Source organism: Marinobacter sp. L-80 (genome assembly GCF_056859395.1).
In genome coordinates, this window is the sequence record NZ_JBSXOI010000070.1 from 405746 (window position 1) to 431641 (window position 25896).

A 25896-nucleotide genomic window follows, 5' to 3' on the forward strand; every position below is an offset into this window, starting at 1 on the left:
CCATTCACAGCGGGTTCGCCCGGAAACCAGGCCAACCCGGTCATTCGTCAGAAATTAACGCTTAACCCCAGTGAAGCGGTGCGCGGCAGGTTCGCCATGGCGCCATCGGGCAAACGTGAGACAATTTGCTGTTCATCGAACAGGTTGTCCACTTTCAGGAAGACATCGGCACTGGCGGTCAGTGCGTAGCGGCTGATGAAATCGACCAGGAACAGGGACTCGGTCTCGTCCAGTTTCGTGGCGGTGTTGTTGCATCCCGCGCTGACACACATCTCATCGACGTAGGTGGCCACAAGGTAGTTGTCCCAGCCACTCGGGTGTTCCATGCCTGTCCGGAAGCTCATCTGGTTTTCAGGTACGTCCTTGAGCTGCTCGCCTTTTTTCAGGCCCGAAGCGGCATTGTCCTTGCTGATTTCCGCCTGGGTAAAGGTGTAGGTAAGGCTGACCGGAAGGTAGAACTCGCCTGCCCGGGTGCCGGTCTGGAGCTGGAACTCAACACCGGAAATTTCAGCCTCGCCGGTTACAAAACTGCCAGAGGTGGCGCCATTGCTGCACGGCGAGCCCACGGAACAGTTTTCGGCCTTGTTGGAGAAGTCGCTGTAGAAGCCGATCATTTCCGCGAAGAACGCATTGCCAAAGTACCGGAGGCCGGCCTCCCAGTTCTTGCTGGTTTCCGGATCTTCGTTTGCCTTGGCACCACCTCCGAGAGGGGAGAAACCCCGGTGCACGCCACCCAGAACCTGCCAGCTTTGGGACAGGTCATAGGTAAAGGAAGCGCCGGGCAGGAGTTCAGCACTGTCATTGGCGCGGGTGCTGTCGACGGTTGTGCGGCCGGGATCCGCGTATTGGGTGCGGCTGGTCTGTACATCCTCGTAGCGCAGGGCGAGGTTAACGCTGAGCTTGTCCGTCGCCTGCCAGGTGTCGAGCGCCCAGAAGCTCAGGGCTTCGCCGGTCTCAAAGCGATTATTGCTGCCCGTGGGGGCGACAGTGTTCTGGAACACCAGAGAGCCGTTGACCTGGTCATAAACATCGACCGGCTGGAAACGATCCATTTCATCTTCGTGGTAGCGGGCGCCGAAATCAAACTGGTGGCTGCCCATGTCGACATCAAAGTTTACCTGCACGCCCTCGGACAGGTAGTCCCTGGCGTTGTTTTTGTAATCCAGGCCGCTGGCGTCAACTGTGCCGTCCAGAATACCCTGGGCATTGGCGTCGCCGCCGTTTGCCGAGTCGATGATGCTTCCGCCGCCGCTGAGCTTGAACCAGTTCCGCTTGAAGTCGTTGCGATAGAGGGTGGCCGTGCTGCTTACGGTATTACTCCAGTCGAACTGATGGGTCAGGCTGATACCGGAGTGGGTATTGTTCATCTGGTCGATGCTGGACAACCCGTAACGCCGGTTCGGATCCTGGCTGAAGTCCGCATCGGTCAGGCCGAGGTAACTGGAGTTGGAGGTTTCCTCGGAGTATTGCAGCTTGGCTGTCACGCTCTGGCGCTCTCCCTGCCAGCGCAGCTTGCCGACATAGTCTTCGATATCAAAGCCGGTATCGCGGTTACTGCGGTCAATCTCCTTGAAGCCTTTCGCGGAGCGCTGGACGGTCTCAAGCAGGTAGCCCCAGTCGCCGGCCGTGTCACCATAGGTTACATGAACGTCGGTGGAGCCGCGGTCGTTGGTGACTGTCTCAACATAGCCCTGCCGCTGATCGGGAATGGGTGTGGAAATCAGGTTGATGACACCACCGGTGGTTTGCGGGCCATAGCGCAGCAGCGGGGCACCCTTGAGTACTTCCAGCGAGGACATGCGCTTCAGTGTCGGAAAATAATAGGCGGCCGGATTGGAGTAGGGCGCCGGTGCGATCAGAATGCCATCTTCCATCAGGGTAATATTACTGCTGCGCTCGGCCGTGGCGCCGCGGATGCCGATATTGGGGCGCAGGCCCAGGCCTTCTTCTTCCCGCACATAGACGCCCGGGACGGTTTTCAGCACCTGGTTGATGTCGGTCTCAACCTCGGTTTTCAACTGCGCCTCACCAACGACGTAGCCTGACCCTGGCAAGGTCTGGGCTGCGGACGCATCGCCAATGATTTCCATGGGTTCAAGCATCTGGGGCTGATCATCGCCGACTGCCCAACTGGCGCCCGGGGCAAGGCTGACAGCCACGGCCAGTGATAAGCGGGAAGGTTTAAACATGTGGTTAATCTCCATTACCATTTGTTTTTCGAAATGTAAGTGACAATCATTACTATTACGTTCGGGCGAAACTTTACGGTTCCGTAACTATAAAGTCAATAGTCAGTGCTTATGACGCAGGCAGGTGTCAGGTCAGGCGAAGAAATCCCCGGTCGGCCGGGGATTGAGAATAGGATCGGATCGGTCGGCCAGGCTCAGTGGGTCTCGCGGCCGATGGCGCGGTGGCCGATGTCCTTGCGATAAAACACGCCATCCCACCGGATCCGGGAGGCCAGCTCATACGCACGCTTCTGTGCTTCGGTGACGGTATTGCCCAGAGCCGTGGCGCAGAGCACCCGACCGCCGTTGGTAACCACCTGGTCTCCGTTGAGACGGGTGCCGGCGTGAAACACTTTCTCGCCTTCGGTCTCGGTGTCCGGCAGGCCGGAAATGGCGTCGCCCTTGTTATAGCTGCCCGGGTAACCCCCGGCTGCCAGCACGATACCGACGGAGGCGCGGTCATCCCATTCGGAATCGCACTGGTCGAGCTTGCCGTCGATGGCCGCGTCGCAGAGTTCCACAAGGTCCGACTTCATCCGCAGCATGATCGGCTGGGTTTCCGGGTCGCCAAAACGGCAGTTGAACTCGATCACCTTGGGGGTGCCGCTGTTGTCAATCATCAGGCCGGCGTAGAGGAACCCCTTATAGGGATGGCCCTCGGCCGCCATGCCGCGCACGGTCGGATAGATCACTTCATCCATGATGCGCTGATGAACATCCGCGGTCACCACCGGGGCCGGCGAGTAGGCGCCCATGCCACCGGTATTGAGACCGGTGTCGCCGTCGCCCACGCGTTTGTGATCCTGGGAGGTGGCCATGGCCAGAACGTGCTCGCCATCCACCATCACGATAAAGCTGGCTTCTTCGCCTTCCAGAAACTCTTCGATGACGACACGGCTACCGGCATCACCAAACGCGTTCCCGGCCAGCATGTCGCGGATGGCATCTTCGGCTTCTTCCAGGGTCATCGCAACGATCACGCCTTTGCCGGCAGCCAGGCCATCGGCTTTGACGACGATTGGAGCGCCCTGCTGGCGAACATAGGCCAGGGCTTCGTCCACATCAGTGAAGTTGCCGTAGCCGGCTGTCGGGATTTTGTGGCGCGCCAGAAAATCCTTGGTGAAAGCCTTGGAGCCCTCAAGCTGGGCAGCGCCGGCACTCGGGCCGAAAACCCTCAGGCCACGCTGCTCAAATTTGTCGACGATGCCTGCAACCAACGGCGCCTCCGGGCCGACGATGGTAAGCCCGACATGATTGGTGGCGGCGAAGTTGGCGAGACCGTCCAGGTCCATCACGTCGATGTCGACATTTTCCAGGCCGGTTTCCCGTGCCGTGCCGGCGTTGCCGGGCGCCACGAAAACACGGTCTGCCTTGGGGGATTGCGCGGCTTTCCAGGCCAGGGCGTGTTCGCGGCCGCCGGAGCCAATAACGAGAATATTCATGGTGATAACCCCTCAGTGCCGGAAGTGGCGCATGCCGGTGAAGACCATCGCGATGCCGTGTTCGTTGGCCGCATCAATCACTTCCTGATCGCGCATGGAGCCACCAGGCTGGATGACAGCGGTGATACCAGCCGCCGCAGCAGCGTCAATGCCGTCGCGGAACGGGAAGAAGGCATCGGACGCCATGACCGACCCTTTCACTTCCAGGCCCTCGTCGGCGGCCTTGATACCGGCAATCTTCGCGCTGTAAACACGGCTCATCTGGCCAGCGCCGACGCCGATGGTGCGACCCGCCTTGGCATAGACAATGGCGTTGGATTTGACGTATTTAGCCACTTCCCAGGCAAACAACAGGTCGTTGAGTTCCTGCTCGGAGGGCTGGCGCTCAGTGACCACCTTGACGTCCTCCATGGCCACCATGCCCAGGTCCCGGTCCTGAACGAGCAGACCACCGGTTACACGCTTGTAATCCATGGAACGGGCACGGTCGCCGTCAAACTCGCCGCACGCAAGCAGACGCACGTTCTTCTTTGCGGCTACCAGTTCCACTGCTTCCGGAGCAACGGTCGGCGCGATGATCACTTCCACAAACTGGCGATCAATGATGGCTTTGGCAGTTTCCGCATCCAGCTCACGGTTGAAGGCGATGATGCCACCAAAAGCCGATGTGGGGTCCGTGGCGAACGCCAGGTCGTAGGCCTGACGGATATCGGCGCCGATCGCCACACCACAGGGATTGGCATGTTTGACGATCACGCAGGCCGGATCCGCGAAAGGCTTCACGCATTCCAGGGCGGCATCGGTATCGGCCACGTTGTTGTAGCTGAGCTCCTTGCCCTGAAGCTGTTTGGCCGTGGCCACGCAGGCTTCCTTGGGGTTGCGCTCGGCGTAGAATGCGGCGCGCTGATGCGGGTTTTCGCCATAACGCATGTCCTGGACCTTCACGTACTGGGCGTTGAAGGTGCGGGGGAAATCAGCGTTGTCGTTATCCGGCGTGCGGCCGCCCAGATAGTTGGCGATGGCGCCATCGTAGCCAGCAGTGTGCTCAAACGCTTTTACGGCCAGATCGAACCGGGTGCTGTAGGTCAGTTGGCCATCGTTGGCCTCCAGTTCCTTGAGGACCCGGCTGTAATCACTGGCGTTGACCACGATGGCGACGTCGTTGTGGTTCTTGGCAGCAGCGCGAACCATGGTCGGACCGCCGATATCAATGTTCTCGATAGCGGTCGCCAGATCACAGTCCGGCTTTGCAACGGTCTCCTCGAAGGGGTAGAGATTGACCACAACCATATCGATAGGGCTAATGCCATGCTCGGACATCACCGCATCGTCAGTGCCCCGGCGCCCGAGAATCCCGCCATGAATCTTCGGGTGCAGGGTTTTTACACGGCCATCCATCATCTCGGGAAAGCCGGTGTAGTCGGAGACTTCGGTTACCGGGATGCTGTTTTCTTTCAGGAGCCGGTAAGTGCCACCGGTGGAGAGCAGCTCAACGCCGCGTTCGGTCAGGGCACGGCCGAAATCGACGATGCCGGTTTTATCACTCACGCTGATCAAAGCGCGACGGACGGAGGTGTTAGCCTGGTTTGCCATGGGTCACTTTCTTCGCTGGAGATGAACGAATAAGGGCCTCGCGAATGGTGTCCGGGAGGCCCTCTTCAAATCAGGGTGTCTGGATTATAGCAGACCGTACTGCTTCAGCTTTTTGCGCAGGGTCCCGCGGTTCAGGCCCAGCATGGTGGAGGCCTTGGTCTGGTTGTTGCGGGTGTATTTCATCACCTGTTCAAGCAGCGGGGCTTCCACTTCGGAAAGCACCAGCTGGTAGACCTCGGTCACCGGAGCGCCGTCCAGTTGGGCGAAGTAGTTTTTCAGGGCGACCTCAACGCTGTCGCGCAGGGTGACGGTGTTGCCGCTGCTGTTCACCGTCTGCAACTGATGGATATCATCGTTGGCCGGGGTGCTCAGGTTGTCGTTTGCCAAAGTCTCAGCGCTCATGCTGCGAATACCTCTCCATTTCGTAAGCCTGCAAAATACCGTTGAATCGTGTCTCTCTGCTCCAGCGCATCGTCGATCGCGTTGAAGCGTTTGCGGAACTGTTTACCCGGATCGTGGGACTGCAGGTACCAGCCCACGTGTTTTCTGGCAATACGCACGCCCATGGTCTCACCATAGAAAGCATGCAACGCCTGGAGATGCTCGGTCAGAATTTCCTCGACCTCATCAAGCTCCGGTGCGGCCATGTGGCTACCGGTTTCCAGGAAATGCCGGATTTCCCGGAAAATCCAGGGGCTGCCCTGGGCAGCGCGGCCAATCAGCAGGCCGTCGGCGCCGGTATGGCGAAGGACGTCCCGGGCTTTCTCAGGCGATGTAACATCCCCGTTGGCAAACACCGGAATGCTGATGCGGGATTTCACATCGGCGATGGTGTCGTACTCGGCATTGCCCTCGTATTTGTCCGCACGGGTCCGACCGTGAATGGCCACTGCCTGAATGCCGGCATCCTCCGCCATTCGGGCAATAACCAGTGCATTGCGGTTTTCCCGGTCCCATCCGGTTCGCATCTTGAGGGTGACTGGGACATCAACCGCCTGAACCACCGACTCCAGAATGTCGCGAACCAGGGCTTCATCTTTCATCAGGGCGGAACCGGCGGCCTTGTTACAGACCTTCTTGGCCGGGCAGCCCATATTAATGTCGATGATCTGGGCGCCGAATTCCGCATTCTGACGGGCGGCATCGGCCAGCATTTGCGGATCGCCGCCGGCAATCTGCACCGAGCGGGGCTCAGGCTCGCCTTCATGGTTCAGGCGGGTCTGTGATTTGCGCGTATGCCAGAGTTTGCTGTCCGCTATGACCATCTCCGACACCGCCAGACCCGCGCCCAACCTCCGGCACAAAAGACGGAAAGGGCGGTCTGTCACGCCAGCCATGGGCGCAACAATCAAGGGGTTGGGCAAAGTGTACGGCCCGATTTTTGCCGTTGGCAGCATGATCTGAGTCCGTGTCACAGCGGGTTAAGCAAAGGTCGGGCTGAGCGGTTGTTCAATAAGTAACCGATCCAGCATCCGAAGGGCGGTAATGATACCGCCGGGTGGACAATGATTGAAGGGGCTGGGCGGTGAAAAAACTGATTATTTTTCGCCCTTTCTGGTTGACTTTTGTTCTGTACGATGACCGTCGGGAATGGCTGTCGAGTGAATACTTGCTTACGGCATCAGGGTGCGTGGGGGCGGAAGAGGATGTTGTAATTCACCGCGTCACGGCCCGGATCCCGAATGTTGATGGCAATGCGAACGGGAGTATCCGTGGGCATGGCGTCCAGCTCCCGACCTTCGCCGGCCAGGTACTCCTCAGGCGTGAACAGACTCTGTGCCACCACATCGCCATTCAGGTTGGAAAAGGTGAGGGCAATGGCGGGAAAGGGTTGCTCGAAGTCGGCCCGGTTAATGATCACGGCATCGACCACCAGTTGCGAGCGATTATCCGGATCGGTTCGCACCACCAGTTTCCGGCTCTGGATGGCTTCCACATTGATCAGCGGTTTGAGTTCGCAGCCGGCCAGTTCACAGCCTTTCTCATAGAAGGGGCGCAGCTCGGGGATGGCCGACAGTCGATCGAACTGGAACCAGGTTACCTGGGCGATCAGAACACCGATCAGACCCAGTACAATCACGCTCCACACGATCGTGCGGACGCCACTTCCACCGGAATCGACAGCAACCGGCTCCCGGCGTAGATCCCGGAAGGGCGGGTCGGCATGGAACGCGTCGGCCGGTCGCTCCGGCTCATCAAAATCGAAACCGGATTCGTCCACAAAGTCATCGAACGGATCAGAATCTTTGGCCGGCCCGGTCGCCGCGGAGGAGGGTGTTCCGGTCTGCTCAAACACCGGTTCTTCCTCCAGGCTCAGCTCAGGGCGAGGTGCTGGCCTCGGCTCCGGTTCGGGAGAGGTGTCTTCAGGTTCCGGTTCGGGGGCAGGCTCGGGGCGCTGGGGGGCAGAAGGTTTTCGGGATGCTGGCTCGTCATCCTGAAGAATGGCTTCGGCCCAGCTCTCATCGACTTGCTCATCGGGGCCGTCGGTGTCAGCGTCTTTGTAATCTGTTTCGTCGCGCTCATCAAAGCTGCGGAAACTATCGCTTAACTCGTCATCGGAGAAGGTCAGCTTGGTGCCGGCGTAAGGCCCTTCCGCCGCATCTTCTTCCGGGTTATCGGCGAAGACAAAATCCTCCTCGCTGACGCCGGAGCCGGAGGTAGAGCCGGCAGGCGATGATGCACCTGCGGGTTGTGCCGGGGTGGCGGGGGTTCGTGGTTTCTCGCCACCGCCTGGGATAACCTGGTGCTCAATGGCATTGAACACCTTCATGCAGTTCCCGCAGCGCACTTTGCCCTTGGCAATGCCAAGCTGTTCTTCGGTTACCCGGAAGCGGGTCTGGCAATTCGGGCACTGTGTCTGCAGGCTGCTCTGGGTCATGCTTCTTCCTGAAAGCGACTAGGCTACGAGTTTCGGAGTTTAGTCGTTAAGACCGGTTTCGTCATCTGTCGTGGCGCCGTCCTGTGAGGCGTATCCACTCTTCCCGCTGCTCGGGCTCGTCCATGACGAACCATGGCTCATAGGCGGCCATTACTTCCCGGGCCTGGTTAGACAGGATGCCGGACAGCACCAGATCGCCGCCGGGCCTGGTCCGCGAGGCAAGATGGGGAGCAAGGCCGATCAGGGGCTGGGCCAGGATGTTGGCAAGCATGATGTCGGCTTTGGTCTCGGGCTCGTTGTCTGGCAGGAACAGGTCCAGCTTGCTGTCTTCGACACCGTTGCGGCGGGCGTTTTCCCGGCTGGCTTCGAGGGCCTGCGGGTCGGTATCGACACCAATCACATGGTCTGCGCCAAGGAGCAGGGCCGCAAGGCCGAGAATGCCGGAGCCACAGCCGTAATCGATCACCTGCTTGCCATGGGGATCCTGGCCATCAAGCCATTCGAGGCAGAGGGCCGTGGTTGGATGGGTGCCGGTACCGAAGGCCAGACCGGGGTCCAGCATCAGATTCGCCGCATCCGGGTCAGGTGCGTCATGCCAGCTCGGGACGATCCAGAGCCGCTCGCCGAATTTCAGGGGCTGGAAATCGTCCATCCAGGCCCGTTCCCAATCCTTGTCCTCAACCAGAGTGACGTCGATTTCCGGAAGGGCCTGCTGGGTTTGCTGGTGCCAGGCATCCCGGATATCGGCGCAGAGCTGCTCGATATCCCGGCCGGAATCGAACAGCCCGGTCACCGTTGTCTGGCTCCATAAAGGGGTGGTGCCGGGGTCCGGCTCATAGAGGGGCTGGTCGGCGGCATCTTCCATGGAGACGGCGTCAGAGCCCATCTCCATGAGCAGATCCTCCAGCTGATCCGCGTTGTCCGGATCAGCCGGGATCTGGAGTTGTATCCAGGGCATGATTAATCCCGCATCAGTTTCTCAAGGTAGTGGATGGTGAAGTCTACCTGTTTAAAGCCACCATCGCGTACCAGTTTCCGATGCAGTGGTTGATTGGTCTTGATGCCCTCGACCACCAGTTCGTCCAGCGCGTTCTTCATCCGGCGCCGGGCAATGTCCCTGTCGTCGCCCCAGGTGATCAGTTTGGCCACCAGGGAATCGTAGTAGGGGGGAACCGTGTAACCGCTGTACAGGTGAGAATCCACCCGCACACCATTACCGCCCGGGGCATGGAAGTGTTTAACCTTGCCGGGGCTGGGGATAAAGGTTTTCGGATCCTCGGCGTTGATCCGGCACTCCATGGCGTGGCCGGAAATCCGGATGTCGTCCTGGGTGTATTGCAGCGGAAGGCCGCTGGCAATGCGGAGCTGTTCGCGGACGATATCAACACCGGTGACCATCTCGGAGACCGGATGTTCTACCTGGACACGGGTGTTCATTTCGATGAAATAGAACTCGCCGTCCTGATACAGGAACTCGAACGTACCGGCGCCCACATAACCGATTTCCTTACAGGCATCGGTACAGGCTTTCAGGGTGCGTTCCCGGGATTCCGGATTGATGTTCGGAGCCGGTGCTTCCTCTATTACCTTCTGGTTCCGGCGCTGCATGGAGCAGTCGCGATCGCCCAGGTGAATGCAGTTGCCATGCATGTCGGCAAGTACCTGCACTTCCACGTGACGCGGGGCTTCCAGGAACTTCTCGAGGTAAACCGTCGGGTCGCCGAAGGCATTTTTGGCCTCGCTCTGGGTGATCTGGACACCCTTGAGCAGGGCCGCTTCAGAATGGACCACCTGCATCCCGCGGCCGCCGCCACCGGAAGCCGCCTTGATCATGACGGGGTAGCCAATTTCCTTGGCAATCCTCAGGGTCCGCTCTTCATCGTCGTCCAGCGGGCCATCGGAGCCCGGCACGGTCGGAACGCCGGCCTTGATCATGGCGTTGATGGCGGACACCTTGTTGCCCATCAGCCGGATAGTCTCGGCCTTGGGGCCGATGAAGCGGAACCCGCTCTTTTCCACCTGTTCGGCAAAATCGGCGTTCTCGGCAAGGAAGCCGTAGCCGGGGTGAATACCCACGGAATCGGTTACCTCGGCGGCGCTGATGATGGTAGGGATGTTCAGGTAGCTGTCGGTCGCGCTGTTCGGGCCAATACAGACAGACTCGTCGGCAAGCCGTACGTGCATCAGGTCGCGATCGACCTGGGAATGCACTGCCACTGTCTTGATGCCCAGCTCCTTGCAGGCGCGCAGAATCCGGAGGGCAATTTCACCCCGGTTTGCGATCAGAACTTTTTCTAACATGGCCATGAGTAGCTATCACCGCGTTCAGGAAATGACGACCAGGGGCTGGTCAAACTCAACCGGCTGGCCATTCTCGACCAGGATGTCCTGGATGGTGCCGCTCTTGTCGGCCTCAATCTGGTTCATCATCTTCATGGCTTCCACGATGCAGATGACATCACCCACATTGACGGTCTGGCCAACTTCCACAAACGCCTTGGCGGTGGGCGAGGGTGAGCGATAGAAAGTGCCTACCATGGGAGACTTCACGCTGTGTCCGGCCGGGGCCGCTGGCGCAGAGGACTCTTCCGAAGCCGGAGCGGACGCTGCCGGCGCCGGAGCTGGCTGCTGGGCAGGCGCTGGCGCAGGGTAGTGGCTCACGTACTGGGTGCCGGCAGCCGGTTCACGCCGGCGGGAGATGCGTACCGAATCGTCGGCCTCGTGAATCTCCAGCTCCTCGACGTCAGATTCCTCGAGCAGCTCAATCAGTTTCTTGATTTTACGAATATCCATAGTCAGTCCAGTCCCGTTTTGTCAGGTCTATCGGTGAATGCGTTTCAGGGCTGCCTGGAGTGCGAGGTCGTACCCCTGGCTACCCAGCCCACAGATAACGCCTTCGGCGATATCCGAGAAATAGGAGTGATGCCGGAACGGTTCCCGGGCATGCACGTTCGAAAGATGCACTTCTATAAATGGAATTCCCGAGGCCAGCATGGCGTCGCGCAGGGCAACGCTGGTATGGGTGAAGGCGGCGGGGTTGATGATGATGAAGTCCACGCCTTCCGCCCGGGCCTCGTGAACCCGCTCAATCAGTTCGTATTCGGCATTTGATTGCAGGTGCAGCAGATGATGCCCATGCTCTGCTGCCAGTGAGCGCAACCGGTCGTCGATGTCTGCCAGTGTCTCGTAACCATAGACCTCCGGCTCGCGGGTACCGAGCATGTTGAGGTTGGGTCCGTGGAGCACGAGAATTGTCGACATGGTTCTGTCTGCCTTGATGTCTTTTTACAGGATCGCCGATTTTAACGGCATGTTCCCCCAATGGTGCGTGCTTGTTTTGTTCAGATCAACACTTTTTGACAATCGTTCCTGTTGTCCATTGGTCGTAAAAAGCCGGCAAATGAATCGAAACGGGATCTTTCCGCTGATGACAATCATTGTCGTGAACGGCGGAACGAACTTCCATACGACGTTGGTTTCATAAAAGGTAGCAGCCGGGCAGTGACTGAGCCATGCCCGACCGAAAATTGTCTGAAAAGTCTGGGGGGAGGGATTCGGGCCGCGGCACGGCCCGGATTCAGGAATCTGCCAGGGTTACGCAGTTGCGGCCAAGCTCCTTGGAGCTGTACAGCGCACGGTCGGCCCGCTCGCACAGTGCCTGGGAAGTGTCGTCGTCCCAGGCTGCGATGCCACAACTGAAGGTGACATTGAATTCCCGGTCGCCGGCCGGTTGCTGCAACTCGGAGAATCGCTCCCGGATTTCATTGAGAACGTTCCGGGCATCGCTCGGACGGGTGTTGGGCAGGATGATGGCAAATTCCTCACCACCGTAGCGTCCGATGTGGTCGGTCTTGCGCAGGCGTTGTTTGAGGAACATCGACAGGCTGCGCAGTACCCGGTCGCCGATCGGGTGGCCAAAGGTATCGTTCACCTTCTTGAAATAGTCGATGTCGATCATCGCAAAGCACAGCGGCTGTTGTTTCTGGCGCGCCCGCACGATCTCCTGGTCCAGCAGGTGGAGGGTGTGGGTGTGGTTGAACAGGCCCGTCAGGCTGTCGCGAATCATCAGGGCCAGCAACGAGCGGGCGCGTCGCCCGCGATTGTGGATCGTGGCAATCAGGTGTTTCGGGTCGATCGGTTTGGTCAGGAAGTCGTCGCCGCCCAGGCTCATGGCATGGAGCTGTTTCGTCACGTCTTCCTCGGCCGAGAGGTAAATGATGGGCACGCTGTGAAAACGGTCCTGCTGGCGGATCACCCGGGCGATTTCCATGCCCGTACAGCCCGGCATATACATGTCCAGGATGATGATCTCCGGCGAGAACTCCTCCAGGGCGTGGATGATCTGCATCGGGTCGGTGATGATGTGGGCGGTCATACCCGCTTTCTTCAAAACCGTTTCCATATATTTCGCCTGGGCCCGGGAATCATCCAGAACCAGGACCTTGTAGGGCTCCACGGTGTTGCCGTGGGTGTAGGTCTCGATCTTTTCGATCAGTTGCCCCGGATCGACAGCAGGGTAGAAGAACTCTTCCCCGCCGCAGCGGGAAGCCTGCAGACGGGTCTCGATAGAACCGTCCTCGTCACTCATGAAAATAATCGGAATCGGCGTATCGTGTCGTTCCTGCAGGCGTTCGATGGTGGTAATGCCGGCATTGGGCGAGCCGCCAAAATTGACGTCTACCAGGATGGTTTCCGGCTTGTGCAGTGCGCAGGCCTCGGTCAGTTCATCGGCATTGGCAAAAGCGGATGCCCGGAAGCCGAAGAATTCCAGCTGCCGGATCAGGCGGGCTGCCATTTCCTGGTTGGCCAGGGCAATGTAAACCGGGGTTCGACGAAATTGGTGGGGCGCTTCAGAACTGTTGAGGTCGGTCCTGCGCAGAGTGCTCTGGGACAAGGTCTCGATGGCATCCTGCAGTTGTCGCTCGAGGCTCTCGTTCAGGGCAGATCCGGGTTCCCACTGGTTGATCAGCGCCAGCGTGGTCTGACCGGCCCGGGCGTGGCTGTCCATTTCAAACCGCTGGGCGTAGCGCACCAGTTTGTCCGTAGCCGCGGCGAACTCGTTGCGGTGGGCCGAAGCCTTGTCCCGGTCCTCGTGAATTTTCTGCCAGGTATCCAGAACAACCCGGGCCTGGGTTGTCACACGGCGTGCGAAATGCTGCCTGAGTTTTTCTTTCTGGCTTTCGTCGTTCATGTTGCTCGGGCCTGTCTCTTTTTCATTATTGGTCGTCCTTTCCCGGTGTGGACGATTTTTCAACCTTAGTCCTTTTGCAGAGTCTATAGTGTTTAATGTTGTCGGCGTAGGTTGCGCTATGTAAATGTTTGTCAACTCTGCGGTGCAGGTCACAAACACCTGGCCGGCTGGCTCACAGCCAATGCGGAGAAGCTCCCCATGGCACGGAAGCACATCCCCCTGAAGCAGACGCAACAGGGTGCGGTCACATTGCGAACCCTGCTTCTGGTGTTGACCGGAAGTCTGCTGGTTACCCTGTTGGTTGCGGTGTTTATCACCAGCTACGGTTATTTCCGGGACTATGTCTCGGATCAGCTGGCAGGTCATGCCCGTGACGGGGCCACGGCCATCGGGTTGTCCCTGTCCAATGCCATCGACGGCCGCGATCCGGTCGCCTCCGCCTCCCTCATTGATGCGGTGTTTGATAGTGGCCGCTACCTGTCAGTCAGCTATCTGAATCATCAGGGCGAGCAGGTTGCCGGTCGGGCCATGACGCTCAATAAAGTGGCTGTCCCCGCCTGGTTCCGCGACCTCGCAGATCTTCCGCTGCCAGTTGCCGAGGCAGAAGTCGTCCGTGGCTGGAGCCGTCTGGGAACCGTGCAGGTAATCAGCCATCCCGGTCGCGCCTATGAGGACCTCTGGCGAATCACCGTCGGGTTGACTGCCAGTACTGCCGTCATCGGGGGGATTGGACTGTTTGCGGTTTTCCTTCTGCTTCGTCGTACCCTGCGCCCGCTTCATGCACTGGAGGATCAGGCAAAGGCCCTCGGGCAGCGGGATTTCAGGAGGCGGGTCTCTATCAAGTCGACCCGCGAGATCAATCAGGTGACCGACGCCATGAACCGGATGGCGGATGACCTCGGCCAGCTCTTCGAAGGCCAGGCGAAACTCATTCAGCACCTGCGCCGGGTAAACAACGAGGATTCGGTCACCGGGCTGGCCAGCCGGAGTGCCTTCGACCAGCGCCTGAAGGTGGAGGTGGAGTCCGAGGAAAAGGCGGCACCCGGAATTCTCATGCTGATTCAACTGGCCGACTTTTCGGGATATAACCAGGCCTATGGCCGGAGCGAGGCCGACCGGTTGCTGCTGAGGGTAGCAACCTGGATTGGCGAATTCGTCATGCAGCATGCCGGGTCGTTTGCCGGGCGCCGAACGGGCGCCGAATTTGCCATTTTTCTGCCCGGTGCGATGCCGGCTGATGCCGGTGTCTGGTGTCGTCAGTTGGTCACGGACCTCGATGGGGTCTATGCAGATCTTGCTTCGCCGATGGACACCTCTGTTCATGCCGGGCTGGCGAGAACCCTTGAGGGGCGTGGTGCCCGGGATCTGATGGCGGCCGCGGACGAAGCATTGCGCGCTGCCCAGAGCAGGGCCGAGAGTGGCTGCCATCTGGCTGACCCTGAGAAAGACGGCCATCACAACCTCGAAACCTGGCGGGTGATTATCAGTCAGGCGATCCGCCGGCAGGCCCTGTCGCTGTGGCTCCAGCCTATGGTGAACGAGGGCCGGCTCATGCCGGTCTATCATCAGGTGTTTTCCCGGATCGATTCCGCCGAAGGGGCCTTGAAGGCAGGCACTTTTGTACCAATGGCTGAGCGTTTCGGGCTGATCTCGGAACTTGATCGTCTGCTGGTCCAGCGGGTGCTCGATTGCCTGAAACAGAGCCCGGATCAGCCGCTGGCGGTCTCGCTTGGTAATGCCTCCGTGGCCAGCGAGGCATTTCGCACGGATTTGCTGGACCAGCTGCGGCAGGCTGGTTCGCCGGCAAGGAATCTCTGGATCGGTATTTCAGAACAGGCAATCCATCACCACCGGACCGCGGTGGGCCTACTGGTCCGGGCGTTGGGGCGACTCGGTGTTCCGGTACTGGTCGACCGCTTCGGGGTGGGAGGCGTACCGTTCAGTTACCTGAGAAATCTGAGGTTTCAGGCCCTGCGTATCGACAACAGCTTCATCCACAATATCGACACCCATGAAGATAACCGCTTCTACCTTGAGTCTGTGGTGGCCATCGCTCACAGTCGTGGCGTGAAAGTCTTCGCCACAGGAGTGGAAACTGCCGCGGAATACTCGGTACTCTGTAAACTGGGTATCGACGGGGCCATGGGTTACCATCTGGGCAGGCCGTTTGCCGCTGACAATCAACAGACAGGGGATTAAAAGTCATATGCCAGGCAAAATCAGACAGTACTTCAAGGACAAGAAAGACGATGTTCAGGATTATGCCGGCGGCAGCGGCGTAATTGGCAAACTGATTCTGGCGTTGGTTGTGGTCTACCTGCTGGTGGCGCTGGTGCTCGGCATGATCTGGAGCAGCGAGCCGGACACCTTCTCGGTGCGCGAGCACACGAGGTCGGTGGCCAACACGATGGAAAGGGAGCCCATTACCGGCTTTGCCACCACGGTCACCATGATTCGTATCGCAGAAACCCTGTTAGACAAGCCTGGTGGCTATATTTCCAACGACATTTTCCCGCCTGGACTCTGGCTGGATAACATGCCGAACTGGGAGTACGGCGTTCTGGTTCAGCTTCGGGATCTTTCGCGCGCCATGCGCAAAGACATCAGCCGCTCGCAAAGTCAGTCCGCGGAAGATCGGGATCTGACGATCGCCGAGCCCCAGTTCCATTTCGACAGCGAGAGCTGGGCAATCCCGTCTACCGAGGCCGAGTACCGTCGGGGTATTACCGCTCTGAAGCGTTACCTTGACCGGCTGTCGAGCCCGGAACAGGCCGACGCCCAGTTTTTCGCCCGAGCGGATAACCTGAGCAACTGGTTGGCGGACCTGGAGACTCGCCTGGGAAGTCTGTCCCGTACACTTGGTGAGAGCGTTGGCAAGGCCTCGGTATCAGACTCGGTGATTACCATGGACTCCGGTGATCCTCTTGCCGAGGAGGCGACCGGAGAAGATGTGAAAACACCCTGGACCAAAATTGATGACGTTTTCTATGAGGCCCGCGGCAGCTCCTGGGCGCTTCTGCACATCTTCCGGGCAATTGAAGTGGATTTCCGGAAAGTGCTGCAGGACAAGAACGCCATGGCCAGCGTACGGCAGGTGATCATCGAGCTTGAGGGCGCTCAGGGCGAAATGTGGAGCCCGGTGATTCTCAATGGCAGCGGCTTTGGCGTACTGGCCAACCACTCGCTGACCATGGCCGCCTACCTTTCCCGCGCCAACTCGGCGATCAGTGACATGCGGGACCTGCTGTCCCGGGGCTGATGACAGGAGAGTTCGATCCAGAAACAAAAAAACCGGGCGCTAAGCCCGGTTTTTTTATGCCATCAAACCAAGAAGAGTCCGGCTTAGCCTTTGTAGGCGTTAACGGAATCCACGATGGCTTTCCTGGCGGCGTCGGCGTTGTCCCAGCCTTGCACTTTTACCCACTTGCCGGGCTCGAGCGTCTTGTAGTTCTCGAAGAAATGCTTGATCTGGTCGCGCAGCAGCTCGGGCAGATCGTCAATTTCCTTCACGTCATGGTAAGTGGTGGTCAGCTTGTCATGGGGAACTGCAACCAGCTTGGCGTCGCCACCGGCTTCGTCTTCCATGTTCAGCACACCCACGGGGCGGCAGCGAATCACGGAACCGGCCTGGATCGGGTAGGGGGTTACAACCAGTACGTCCAGGGGGTCACCGTCGTCGGCCAGGGTGTGCGGGATGAAACCGTAGTTGGCCGGGTAGAACATGGGGGTCGCCATGAAGCGGTCTACCAGCAGGGCGCCCATGTCTTTGTCCAGTTCGTACTTCACCGGGGAGCTGTTGGCCGGGATTTCGATAGCAACGTAGATGTCTTCAGGCGGGTTCTTGCCTGCGGGGATGTTGTCGAATTGCATGTGCGATCCTTCCTGGTACGTTAAAGGTACGTTTAACTGCGGTTAAAAAGTGGGCGCAATTATACGGGAGTATCCTGCAGTTCGAAACTAAACCTTGGTCGTTGAGTTGGGTGCACGCGGCTATCTGGCGGGGCTTTCCGAAAAACGCCCGTGAATACGTCCCTGTAGGGCTCGGTCGCGCCATCCCTGGCGCTCCACGTTTTCGGAAAGCCCCGCCAGATACCCGCCCGAACCTTTGAGGAAAACCGTTGAAGTAAACCCGAAACAAAGAACGCAATATTCAACACGAGGATTGCAAAGTGTTCGAACGGGGCGTGTCAGTGGCTGTTCCAAAACTGTAGAGGGCCATGGATGGCCCGAAACAAGCGCACATGGGTGAGGCCGAGCGTTTATGAAGCGAAGCTTCATGCGACAGCCGAACGACAGCAATCTGTGATTGCTGGCTGGACCCGCTTGCGGGTGCTCGTAGCGTGTTTTGGAACAGCCACTGACATGCCCCGCCACCAAAACCCAGCAAGCTGGGTCAGGACAAGAGGGCGAACGCGGAACCCACAGCTCAGAGCTTGATCTGCTTGGCAATGAGTTCCTTCATGATCTCGGTGGTGCCGCCGCCGATGGAGAGAATCTTGGCATCCCGATAGAGGCGCTCGACGACGGTTTCCCGCATATACCCCATGCCACCGAACAGCTGCACCGCTTCCCGGGTGACCTTTTCGCAGACATCCACCGAGAAGTTCTTGGCCATCGCCACTTCCTTGATGGGGTTTTTGCCCGCCTGCATCAGGGCGGCGCAGCGGTAGGTGTATTCCCGGGCTACGTCGATCTGGGTCGCCATATCCACAAGCTTGTGGCGGGTCACCTGGAAGCCCGTGATATTGCGGCCGAACGCCGTGCGTTGTTGGGTGTATTCCAGCGCCGCTTCGTAGGCCAGTTGGGCGGTCATGTAGGCCATGATGGCCAAGCTGAGACGCTCGAACAGGAAATTGCTCATGATGGCGATGAAGCCGGCGTTTTCGGCGCCGATCAGGCGGTCGGCCGGCACGCGGCAGTCCTCGAAAAACAGCTCGGCGGTATCGCTGGCCCACCAGCCCATTTTTCGCAGTTTCTTGCCGGTGGAGAATCCGGGCATGTCCCGGTCGATCAACAACAGGCTGATACCGCCGTGGCCTTCTCCACCGGTGCGTACAGCAACCGTATAGTGGTCGGCGCGGATGCCGCTGGTGATGAAGGTTTTGCTGCCGTTTACAAAGTAATGGTCGCCATCGCGGACGGCCCGGGTTTTGAGGTTGGCGACATCGGAACCTCCGCCGGGTTCGGTCACTGCCAGGGCGGCAATTTTTTCGCCCCGCAGCACCGGCGGCACGATCTGTTCACGGATGTCCTTTTTTGCCCATCTGGCGACTGGCGGCAGCCCGATATCCAGAGACCCCAGGCCAGCGACGAGACCGCCTGATGTGGAGCGCATAAGCTCTTCAGAAACGGCTACTTTCAGGAAAATGTCGCCCTCTCCGATGCCCCCCAATGCTTCCGGAAAGCCAATGCCCAACAAACCTGCATCCCCGGCTTTTTTGTAGAGATCCCGGGGAAATTCACCCGCTTCTTCCCAGTCGTCGATGTGCGGCAACACGTGGGTTTCGATGAACTTGCGGGCGGTCGCGCGGACCTGCTGATGGGTTTCGTTGAAGTATTCGGACACGGTCTGGCTCTCCCTGATCGGAATCAATGGGAAGCAGTGTCGCCTAAATATTATTACCAAGCAAGCGCTTGGTTGTTCGTTCATTCAGGCAATAAAAAAGCTGGCCCGAAAGGCCAGCTTCGACATCGAGGAGCGACAGAAGTCGGTCAGGCGCCTTCGCTGGAGATGCTTTTCACGCCGTCCTTTGTTCCCAGCAGCAGGAGATCAGCGCGGCGGCGGGCGAACAGGCCATTGGTGACCACGCCGACGATGTTGTTAAGCTTTTCTTCGACTCGGATCGGTTGGGAAATGTCCATGTTGTGGACGTCGATGATAATGTTGCCGTTGTCGGTCACTACCCCTTCCCGATAGACCGGATCACCGCCCAGTTTCACGATTTCCCGGCCAACATGGCTCCGGGCCATGGGAATGACTTCGACCGGAAGCGGGAATTTGCCCAATACGCCGACCATCTTGGAGTCATCGGCAATGCAGATGAAGGTCTTGGCAACCGCGGCCACGATTTTTTCCCGGGTCAGCGCGGCACCGCCGCCTTTGATCAGTTCCAGGCGGTCGTTGGTTTCGTCAGCGCCGTCCACATAGAACTCCAGTTCTCCGGCACTGTTAAGGTCGTAAACCGGGATGCCGTGGCTTTTCAGACGCTCGGCGGTGGCCTCCGAGCTGGCAACGGCGCCGTCAAACTCGGTCTTGAGTTCCGCGAGCATGTCGATGAAGAAATTGGCCGTGCTACCAGTGCCCACACCGATCACGCTCTCGCTATCAAGACGAGGAGCAATGTAATCAATGGCGGCTTTGGCGACGGCTTTTTTCAGTTCGTCCTGGTTCATCATTGGCTCCGGCTGTAAATCAGGTTGGCTTTGCCGGCATTATAGCGCTTAAGAGCCCTCTGCTTATAGACGGCTGCCGTGCAAACTTTCTACACTGTGGGTTTTTCTCAGCCAGTCATCACTCACACATCGACCAAAAGCCGGAACTGCTATGCCGCAACGCTACATCAAGAAGATTCTCGATGCGCGCGTCTATGACGTGGCCATCGAAACACCCCTGACTGAAGCCCGCAGTCTGTCCAAGCGCTTTGGCAACAATATTCTGCTCAAGCGTGAAGACCTTCAGCCGGTGTTTTCCTTCAAGATTCGTGGTGCCTATAACCGGATTGCGCAGCTTTCCGAGGAGCAGAAGGCCAAGGGTGTCATTTGTGCGTCGGCCGGAAATCATGCCCAGGGTGTGGCGCTGGCTGCCAAGAATCTCGGGATCAAGGCGGTAATTGTGATGCCGCAGACCACGCCGGAGATCAAGGTGCGTTCGGTACGGGATCACGGTGCCAAGGTGGTTCTCAAGGGCGATGCCTTCGACGAGGCGGCGGCCCACGCTCAGGAGTTGATCGCAAAGCACGGCTACACCTACATTCCGCCGTACGATGATCCCGATGTGATCGCCGGCCAGGGCACGGTGGCCATGGAAATCATGTGGCAGTTCAGCAAGCCGATCCACGCCATCTTCATCTGTGTTGGTGGCGGCGGGCTGATTGCCGGCATGGCCGCTTACATCAAGTATCTGCGCCCCGAGATCAAGGTGATTGGTGTCGAACCGGAGGACTCCAACTGCCTCCAGGCCGCCATGAAAGCGGGCAAACGCGTGGTGCTCGATGAAGTGGGCATCTTTGCTGATGGTGTGGCAGTCAAGCAGATTGGTAAGTACCCCTGGGAGATCTGCAAGGACCACGTGGACGAGGTGATCACCGTATCCACCGACGAAATCTGCGCGGCCATCAAGGATGTGTTCGAGGATACCCGCTCCATTGCCGAGCCGGCCGGTGCCCTGGGTGTGGCCGGCATCAAGAAATACATCGAGCGCGAGAAAGTCGAGGGCGAGAACCTGATTGCCACCCTGAGCGGTGCCAACATGAACTTCGACCGTCTGCGCTACATCTCCGAACGCACGGAAGTGGGCGAGAAACGCGAGGCCATCCTGGCGGTGACCATTCCGGAGAAACCGGGCGCGTTCAAGACCTTCATCAACGCCCTGCACAAGCGCAGCATCACCGAGTTCAATTACCGCTACGCCGATGCTACCAATGCCACGATTTTCGTTGGCATCCAGATTGCCGCGGGTGGTCACGGCCGCGAGGATCTGGTTCAGGATCTTCGGGAGAGCGGATACTCGGTGGTCGATTTAACCGACAGCGATCTGGCCAAGCAGCACATCCGTCACATGGTGGGCGGCCACGCGCCGACCATCACCAACGAAAAGGTGTTCCAGTTCGAGTTCCCGGAGCGTCCGGGGGCGTTGCTGAAGTTCCTGATGTCTCTTGGTACCCGCTGGAATATCTCCATGTTCCACTACCGCAACCACGGTGCAGCCTACAGCCGTGTTCTGCTGGGCGCCCAGGTGGACGACGATGAAGTGCAGGATTTCGAGAAAATGCTGGATAAGGTTGGCTTCCGCTATGACAACATGACGGACAACGAGGCCTATCAGCTGTTTCTTGGGCAGGGCAACGCGCGTTCAAGTTAACTCTGGGTAGGGCAGGGTCTGGCAGGGCTTTCCAAAACTGTGCGGAGCCATGGATGGCGGAGCCAAGCGTACAGGGATGTATCCACAGCGTGTTTTGGAAAGCCCTGCCAGACCCTGGCCGGTCCCCGAATGCAAAGCTTACTGAATTTTAATCTGTGAAAAATTGTAAAAGTACAGATAGGTGTTAGTCTTTCTTCTGATTCTTGAAGTCAAGAATAGCTATCTGATTTCCCGACACTTTTAAAACCGCATTTTGAGGAACTGAAGCCATGGGCGGCAAGCCTGACATCATCAAAGCCATTGTGCTGATTTTTGCCATCGGCCTTGTGATTACTGGTTTCACATCCATCCACGCCTCCGAAGATAAAGACGCACGAGCGGCCAATCTGGTTGGCTCCGTTCAAGTCATGAATCAGCCGCTGAACCGGTAACGTCGCTTATCGGTCACTACGCTGTGAAGGGGCACGTCCCAGGGCTCTATTGGCAGCTTCTTAACTTTCTGGAAATCGTGGGCCAGGCCAATCAGCTTCGGCGCCAGCCTTGGCCGTATCCGGCTGAAGGCAAATGTTCTGTCGTAAAAGCCTCCTCCCATCCCCAGTCTTCCGCCCTGTTCGTCAAACCCCACTAACGGAAACAGTACTGCATCCAGTGCCCAGGCCGGGCGCCGCAGGCCTTTGCTGAACCCTGGCTCGGGAATGCCAAACCGGTTGGCGGTGAGTTCCACGCCATCGTAGTAGGGGCTGAACACCAGCCTGCCTTCATGAATCGGATGGAGTACCGGCAGGTAGAAGCGGATGCCCTTGCGCCGGGCGATGTCCAGGTATACGTGGGGATCAATTTCGCCGTCGTTGGGCAGATAGATGGCAATGTGCCGGGCCCGGTGCAGGTCTGGATTCTTCAGCAGATTGAGGGCCAGGTGCTCGGCGGCCTGTTGCTGTTTTTCAGCGCTCAGGTCGCGACGATTCTGCCGCAGGCGTTTGCGAAGTTCACTGCGCGACAGGGTATCAGGGTGGGACTGGAACGGTTGAGGCTCGATAAACTGGCTCAAAATAAAGCTTCCCGGGCTGCCGTTATCGGATGTGGCCCTTGAACCCAAAGTTCAAGGTCGGTGGCCGCTGTGACATATTAGGCTTTCCCCTGTCGGGGACGTGCTCACAATGCCCTGAAGTAGCCACCTGGGTAGTGCGCATCGGCTCGAGGACGTATCCGACTATCCCGAACAGCCCAGGAAGTTGTTCTCATTATACGGGCAGTGTCGGGGCCGATTGCAACACCTGTCTGAGATTCTCCGGGGATTTAACGACCGGAGCCATCACCCAGCGCTCCGTCCAGTTTGTTGTCCATGGCTCGCAGCAAGGTGCTGGTGGCATCGGACATGGTGTCGCGCTCGAGCAGTTCGTGGGTTATGTTGAGAGCGGCCATTACAGCAATGCGCTCGGTACCAAAAACCTTGCCGCCGGCGCGGATTTCCCGCATTTTGCTGTCCAGATGCCGGGCGGCACGCAGCAGTGCCTCCTGTTCTTCCTCGGGGCAGGCGACCAGGTATTCCTTGTCGAGGATTTTCACCTCAACCGTGGTGGATTGCTGTGCCATCAGTGATGCTCCAGGGCCCTAAGGCGGCTGATCATGGCTTCGATCTTGTGCTTCGCGTGATCGTTCTTCTGCACCAGCTGGGCCCGTTCCCGGTTCCAGTCGTCCTGCAGTTCCCGCAATGTGGCGTTGTCCCGCTCAAGTTTCTGACAGCGTTCAATCAGCCTGTCCAGCTTGTCCGCTAATGCCTGTACTTCGGACTGTTCCATGACGTGCCCAGCAGTGGTTTTATGATATTAAGCTCAACTATAAGTGTGGACGCTAAGTCGGTCAATTTACAGGCTTGTCATTGCGTTCCCTGCGTGATGCCCATCACTGATCTGCTGCCTCGCCAAAGCCCAGCCGGCGGCTCTGGCGCCATGTGTTGAAGGCGGGTATCAGCGCCACGGTGAAGGCGGCAACCGGAACCAGGGCCATTAAAGTCCATTCCTCGGGCGTTAATGGGCGAAGCTCAATCTGCAGGCCATAGTTGGCCAGTAACCATGGGCTCGCCAGTGCAAGGCCCGCCATGCCAAGGGCCAAAGCCATCACGCAGGCGGCAAGGGCAAGAACCACGCACTCGAGGATGTAAAGTGAGGCAATCAGCGCCGGAGAGGCACCGGTTGCCCGCAGCACCGCAATTTCATGGGCCCGCTGGGCCTGGAGGGTCAGAAGTACGGCAATCAGCCCGATCAGGCTGGTTACCACGACAAAACCGGTTATGCCCAGCAGTGCTCGCTCAAACTGGCCCATCAGCCGCCAGAGTTCACTGAGGGCGACTCCCGGAAGTATGGCCGAGAGCGGCTCGCCGGCAAACTGGTTGATTTCCCGCTGTATGCGGAAGGTCAGGATTTGCCGGTCGATACCAACGAACACGGCGGTAATGGCATCGGGTGTGAAATCTCGGCCCTTTGCCTGCTCCGGTGTGATTGTCCGTCCGGGGATGGCGACCCCGGATTCCCAGCCTACGTGCATGGCCTCCATGCCATCCAGGCTGATATACACGGCCTGGTCCACCGGCGTGCCAGTGGGCGCCAGTATGCCGGTGACGGTAAACGGCGTGTCTTCGTGGTTGGAGAAACTGGTGCGTCCACCGCCATGGGATAGCACGATCTGCTCGCCCACCTGATGCGCCAGCGAGCGGGCAACGCCGGCACCCAACACTACATCAAAGACGCCTTCAAACCACTGGCCTTCATCCAGTTCGAGGGGCAGGTCGCGGCCGTAGCGGAAGTGCTTGAAAAAGTTCTCATCTGTGGCGACCACACGATTACCCCGGTAGCTGTCTCCCAGGGAAATCGGAATCAGCCAGGCCAGGCGGTTATCCTGTTTCAGGCCCTGATAGGTCGACCAGCGAATGTTGTTGGTGGCATCGCCAATATGAAACACGGTGTACAACAGCAGGTTCAACTGGCCACTTCGGGCGCCGATGATCAGGTCTGTACCGCTGATGGTGCTGGTGAAGGACTGCTTGACCTCCGTGCGGAGGTATTGGATGCCCAGCAACAGGGAAACGCTCAGGGTCAGGGTCAGGCACACCAGGGCCAGTACTTTTTTCCGGTGCCAGAGGCTGGCCAGGGCGAGTGTCAGGGCCAGGCGTGCTTTCATGTCCGGTCACCCTGCAGTTCCAGCTGATTATCGAAATGGCGGGCCAGGGACTGGTCGTGACTGACGAACAGAACCGAGGTGTTGTGCCGGTGCGCAAGAGTTAGAAGCAGTTCCAGGAAACGGTCCCGGTTGTCGGCATCCAGTGCGGAAGTCGGCTCGTCCGCGAGAATCAGGCCGGGCGCGCCAATCAGCGCCCGGGCGGCTGCGATACGTTGCTGCTGGCCAATACTCAGCCTGGTGACTTTCCTCTGCCAGTGGTCCGCGGGGATGGACAGGGCGGCAAGCAATCTCTCAGCCTCGTCTTCGACGGTCGGTTCGGTGCGCTCTCTGCGCAGTTCAGAAAGTCCGCAGGGCAGGGTGACGTTGGCTCGTGTGCTCAGGTAGGGCACCAGATTGAACTGCTGGAAGATCACGCCCATGTGGTCGGCCCGGAACTGGTCGCGGGCGCCGGCACCGAGCCGGTGGATATCGGTTCCGAGTACGCGGACAGTGCCAGAGGCCGGCCGAAGCATGCCTGCCAACAGGCTGAGCAGCGTGCTTTTGCCACTGCCGCTCGGGCCGTGGAGGAAAAGGTGTTCGCCGCGTTTCAGTATGATGTCCGGAAAGCTGAGGCGGGGCTGGACAGGATCCCAGGAAAAGGCGAGCCCGCTGACTTCCATCGCAGTTTCTGTGCTTCGGGAACTGTTGCTGGCTGAGTCTGTCTTGCTGGTCATGTTGGTTGCCGTCGGCCCGGTGTATGATGGCGGTTTCCGGATAGTAATCTCAGGAGTCTTTGGTCCAATGATGTCTGCCCCGGCACGTTCGCGCTTTGCGCTGCCTTTTTTCATCGCGCTTACCCTGGTGTGTGTACTTCCATCAACAGGCCGGACTGAAACCCGGGAGATCGACTGGCTTGAACTGATGCCCGCCGAGGATCTGGCGCTGCTGGAGAATATGCCAGAGATTGAGCACGAGGGCGATGGCCCGCCGCTGCTGCCGGATGAGATCATGACCGGTCGGGTTGTGCCGGAAATGGGCAATGTTGAAGGCCGCATTCCCGGCTTCGTGGTGCCCCTCAAGACAACCGAGGACATGCGCATCCTGGAGTTCTTCCTGGTGCCCTACTACGGCGCCTGTATTCATGTGCCGCCACCGCCCCCCAATCAGATCATTCACGTCAAGTACAAGGAAGGTTTCACGCTCGAAGCCCTGTACGATCCGGTGTGGGTCGAAGGCAAGCTGGTCATTGACCGCACCGAAAACGACATCGGAACGTCTTCCTATTCTATGGTCGCAACCGGGGTTGAGCCGTACGAAGAATAGACGCT

The 25896-nt window shown here is 58.8% G+C and carries 24 protein-coding genes and 1 other RNA gene; 5 read left to right on the forward strand and 20 right to left on the reverse strand.

Features of this window, described 5'->3' with window-relative positions:
* Positions 1 to 47: 47 nt before the first annotated feature.
* The 11 genes from AC13E3_RS14900 to AC13E3_RS14950 all read right to left on the reverse strand — a co-directional run bounded on the left by AC13E3_RS14900 (position 48) and on the right by AC13E3_RS14950 (position 13332).
* Positions 48 to 2189 carry a TonB-dependent receptor family protein gene (locus tag AC13E3_RS14900; protein WP_053113137.1) on the reverse strand — a complete coding sequence of 714 codons (2142 nt, stop codon included), beginning with the start codon at positions 2187 to 2189 and terminating at the stop codon, positions 48 to 50.
* 194 nt (positions 2190 to 2383) lie between these two features.
* Positions 2384 to 3670: a phosphoribosylamine--glycine ligase gene (gene purD / locus AC13E3_RS14905; protein ID WP_008170931.1), complete on the reverse strand. Its 1287-nt coding sequence runs from the start codon at positions 3668 to 3670 to the stop codon at positions 2384 to 2386.
* Between the two features lie 12 nt (positions 3671 to 3682).
* Complete coding sequence (purH, locus tag AC13E3_RS14910) at positions 3683 to 5263, reverse strand: bifunctional phosphoribosylaminoimidazolecarboxamide formyltransferase/IMP cyclohydrolase (protein WP_008170932.1); 1581 nt, start codon at positions 5261 to 5263, stop codon at positions 3683 to 3685.
* Positions 5264 to 5347: 84 nt separating this feature from the next.
* On the reverse strand, positions 5348 to 5665 hold the full coding sequence (gene fis / locus AC13E3_RS14915; RefSeq protein ID WP_008170934.1) for a DNA-binding transcriptional regulator Fis: 318 nt from the start codon (positions 5663 to 5665) through the stop codon (positions 5348 to 5350).
* Entirely contained in the window at positions 5662 to 6660 is a 999-nt protein-coding gene (gene dusB / locus AC13E3_RS14920; protein WP_008170935.1) for a tRNA dihydrouridine synthase DusB, read from the reverse strand. The genes fis and dusB overlap by 4 nt, the downstream gene beginning before the upstream one ends.
* A 224-nt stretch (positions 6661 to 6884) precedes the next feature.
* Positions 6885 to 8141, reverse strand: coding sequence for a DUF3426 domain-containing protein (locus AC13E3_RS14925; protein WP_092030463.1), 1257 nt, complete (start codon positions 8139 to 8141; stop codon positions 6885 to 6887).
* Positions 8142 to 8202: 61 nt separating this feature from the next.
* On the reverse strand, positions 8203 to 9099 hold the full coding sequence (gene prmA, locus AC13E3_RS14930; RefSeq protein ID WP_008170937.1) for a 50S ribosomal protein L11 methyltransferase: 897 nt from the start codon (positions 9097 to 9099) through the stop codon (positions 8203 to 8205).
* 2 nt (positions 9100 to 9101) lie between these two features.
* Positions 9102 to 10448 carry an acetyl-CoA carboxylase biotin carboxylase subunit gene (gene accC, locus AC13E3_RS14935; protein WP_014578428.1) on the reverse strand — a complete coding sequence of 449 codons (1347 nt, stop codon included), beginning with the start codon at positions 10446 to 10448 and terminating at the stop codon, positions 9102 to 9104.
* Positions 10449 to 10466: 18 nt separating this feature from the next.
* Positions 10467 to 10934: an acetyl-CoA carboxylase biotin carboxyl carrier protein gene (accB, locus tag AC13E3_RS14940; RefSeq protein ID WP_008170940.1), complete on the reverse strand. Its 468-nt coding sequence runs from the start codon at positions 10932 to 10934 to the stop codon at positions 10467 to 10469.
* Between the two features lie 27 nt (positions 10935 to 10961).
* Positions 10962 to 11402 carry a type II 3-dehydroquinate dehydratase gene (gene aroQ / locus AC13E3_RS14945; protein WP_008170941.1) on the reverse strand — a complete coding sequence of 147 codons (441 nt, stop codon included), beginning with the start codon at positions 11400 to 11402 and terminating at the stop codon, positions 10962 to 10964.
* Positions 11403 to 11718: 316 nt separating this feature from the next.
* Positions 11719 to 13332 (reverse strand): diguanylate cyclase, encoded by a 1614-nt coding sequence (locus tag AC13E3_RS14950; RefSeq protein WP_008170942.1) that lies wholly within the window; start codon positions 13330 to 13332, stop codon positions 11719 to 11721.
* Between the two features lie 198 nt (positions 13333 to 13530).
* Between AC13E3_RS14950 and AC13E3_RS14955 the strand changes: the two genes are divergently transcribed.
* Positions 13531 to 15531 carry a bifunctional diguanylate cyclase/phosphodiesterase gene (locus tag AC13E3_RS14955; RefSeq protein WP_092030461.1) on the forward strand — a complete coding sequence of 667 codons (2001 nt, stop codon included), beginning with the start codon at positions 13531 to 13533 and terminating at the stop codon, positions 15529 to 15531.
* 7 nt (positions 15532 to 15538) lie between these two features.
* A complete protein-coding gene (locus AC13E3_RS14960) occupies positions 15539 to 16591 on the forward strand; it encodes a DUF2333 family protein (protein WP_482902188.1) in 1053 nt (350 codons plus the stop codon).
* An 83-nt stretch (positions 16592 to 16674) separates the two neighbouring features.
* Here the strand turns inward: AC13E3_RS14960 and ppa are convergent, their stop codons facing one another.
* The 3 genes from ppa to rpiA form a co-directional block, all read right to left on the reverse strand.
* Positions 16675 to 17202 carry an inorganic diphosphatase gene (gene ppa, locus AC13E3_RS14965; protein ID WP_008170949.1) on the reverse strand — a complete coding sequence of 176 codons (528 nt, stop codon included), beginning with the start codon at positions 17200 to 17202 and terminating at the stop codon, positions 16675 to 16677.
* A 556-nt stretch (positions 17203 to 17758) separates the two neighbouring features.
* Positions 17759 to 18898 (reverse strand): acyl-CoA dehydrogenase family protein, encoded by a 1140-nt coding sequence (locus AC13E3_RS14970; RefSeq protein WP_482902189.1) that lies wholly within the window; start codon positions 18896 to 18898, stop codon positions 17759 to 17761.
* A 146-nt stretch (positions 18899 to 19044) separates the two neighbouring features.
* Positions 19045 to 19725 (reverse strand): ribose-5-phosphate isomerase RpiA, encoded by a 681-nt coding sequence (gene rpiA / locus AC13E3_RS14975; RefSeq protein ID WP_053113131.1) that lies wholly within the window; start codon positions 19723 to 19725, stop codon positions 19045 to 19047.
* Positions 19726 to 19876: 151 nt separating this feature from the next.
* Between rpiA and ilvA the strand changes: the two genes are divergently transcribed.
* Positions 19877 to 21412 carry a threonine ammonia-lyase, biosynthetic gene (gene ilvA / locus AC13E3_RS14980; protein ID WP_008170952.1) on the forward strand — a complete coding sequence of 512 codons (1536 nt, stop codon included), beginning with the start codon at positions 19877 to 19879 and terminating at the stop codon, positions 21410 to 21412.
* 269 nt (positions 21413 to 21681) lie between these two features.
* Complete coding sequence (locus tag AC13E3_RS14985; protein WP_008170953.1) at positions 21682 to 21843, forward strand: hypothetical protein; 162 nt, start codon at positions 21682 to 21684, stop codon at positions 21841 to 21843.
* Here the strand turns inward: AC13E3_RS14985 and AC13E3_RS14990 are convergent.
* The 6 genes from AC13E3_RS14990 to AC13E3_RS15015 form a co-directional block, all read right to left on the reverse strand.
* Positions 21825 to 22460: a 5-formyltetrahydrofolate cyclo-ligase gene (locus tag AC13E3_RS14990; RefSeq protein ID WP_008170954.1), complete on the reverse strand. Its 636-nt coding sequence runs from the start codon at positions 22458 to 22460 to the stop codon at positions 21825 to 21827. The genes AC13E3_RS14985 and AC13E3_RS14990 overlap by 19 nt on opposite strands.
* Before the next feature lie 4 nt (positions 22461 to 22464).
* Positions 22465 to 22646: non-coding RNA, 6S RNA (gene ssrS / locus AC13E3_RS14995), on the reverse strand.
* 62 nt (positions 22647 to 22708) lie between these two features.
* Complete coding sequence (locus tag AC13E3_RS15000) at positions 22709 to 23005, reverse strand: cell division protein ZapA (RefSeq protein WP_014578418.1); 297 nt, start codon at positions 23003 to 23005, stop codon at positions 22709 to 22711.
* Positions 23005 to 23211, reverse strand: a complete 207-nt coding sequence (locus AC13E3_RS15005) for a TIGR02449 family protein (RefSeq protein WP_008170964.1) — start codon at positions 23209 to 23211, stop codon at positions 23005 to 23007. Before AC13E3_RS15005 ends, AC13E3_RS15000 begins: the two co-directional genes overlap by 1 nt.
* A gap of 103 nt (positions 23212 to 23314) precedes the next feature.
* Positions 23315 to 24589, reverse strand: a complete 1275-nt coding sequence (locus AC13E3_RS15010; RefSeq protein WP_092030455.1) for an ABC transporter permease — start codon at positions 24587 to 24589, stop codon at positions 23315 to 23317.
* Entirely contained in the window at positions 24586 to 25302 is a 717-nt protein-coding gene (locus tag AC13E3_RS15015; protein WP_053113128.1) for an ABC transporter ATP-binding protein, read from the reverse strand. Before AC13E3_RS15015 ends, AC13E3_RS15010 begins: the two co-directional genes overlap by 4 nt.
* Positions 25303 to 25369: 67 nt before the next feature.
* Here AC13E3_RS15015 and AC13E3_RS15020 point away from each other — a divergent pair, with 67 nt between their 5' ends.
* Positions 25370 to 25891 (forward strand): DUF3299 domain-containing protein, encoded by a 522-nt coding sequence (locus tag AC13E3_RS15020; RefSeq protein WP_008170977.1) that lies wholly within the window; start codon positions 25370 to 25372, stop codon positions 25889 to 25891.
* Positions 25892 to 25896 lie beyond the last annotated feature (5 nt).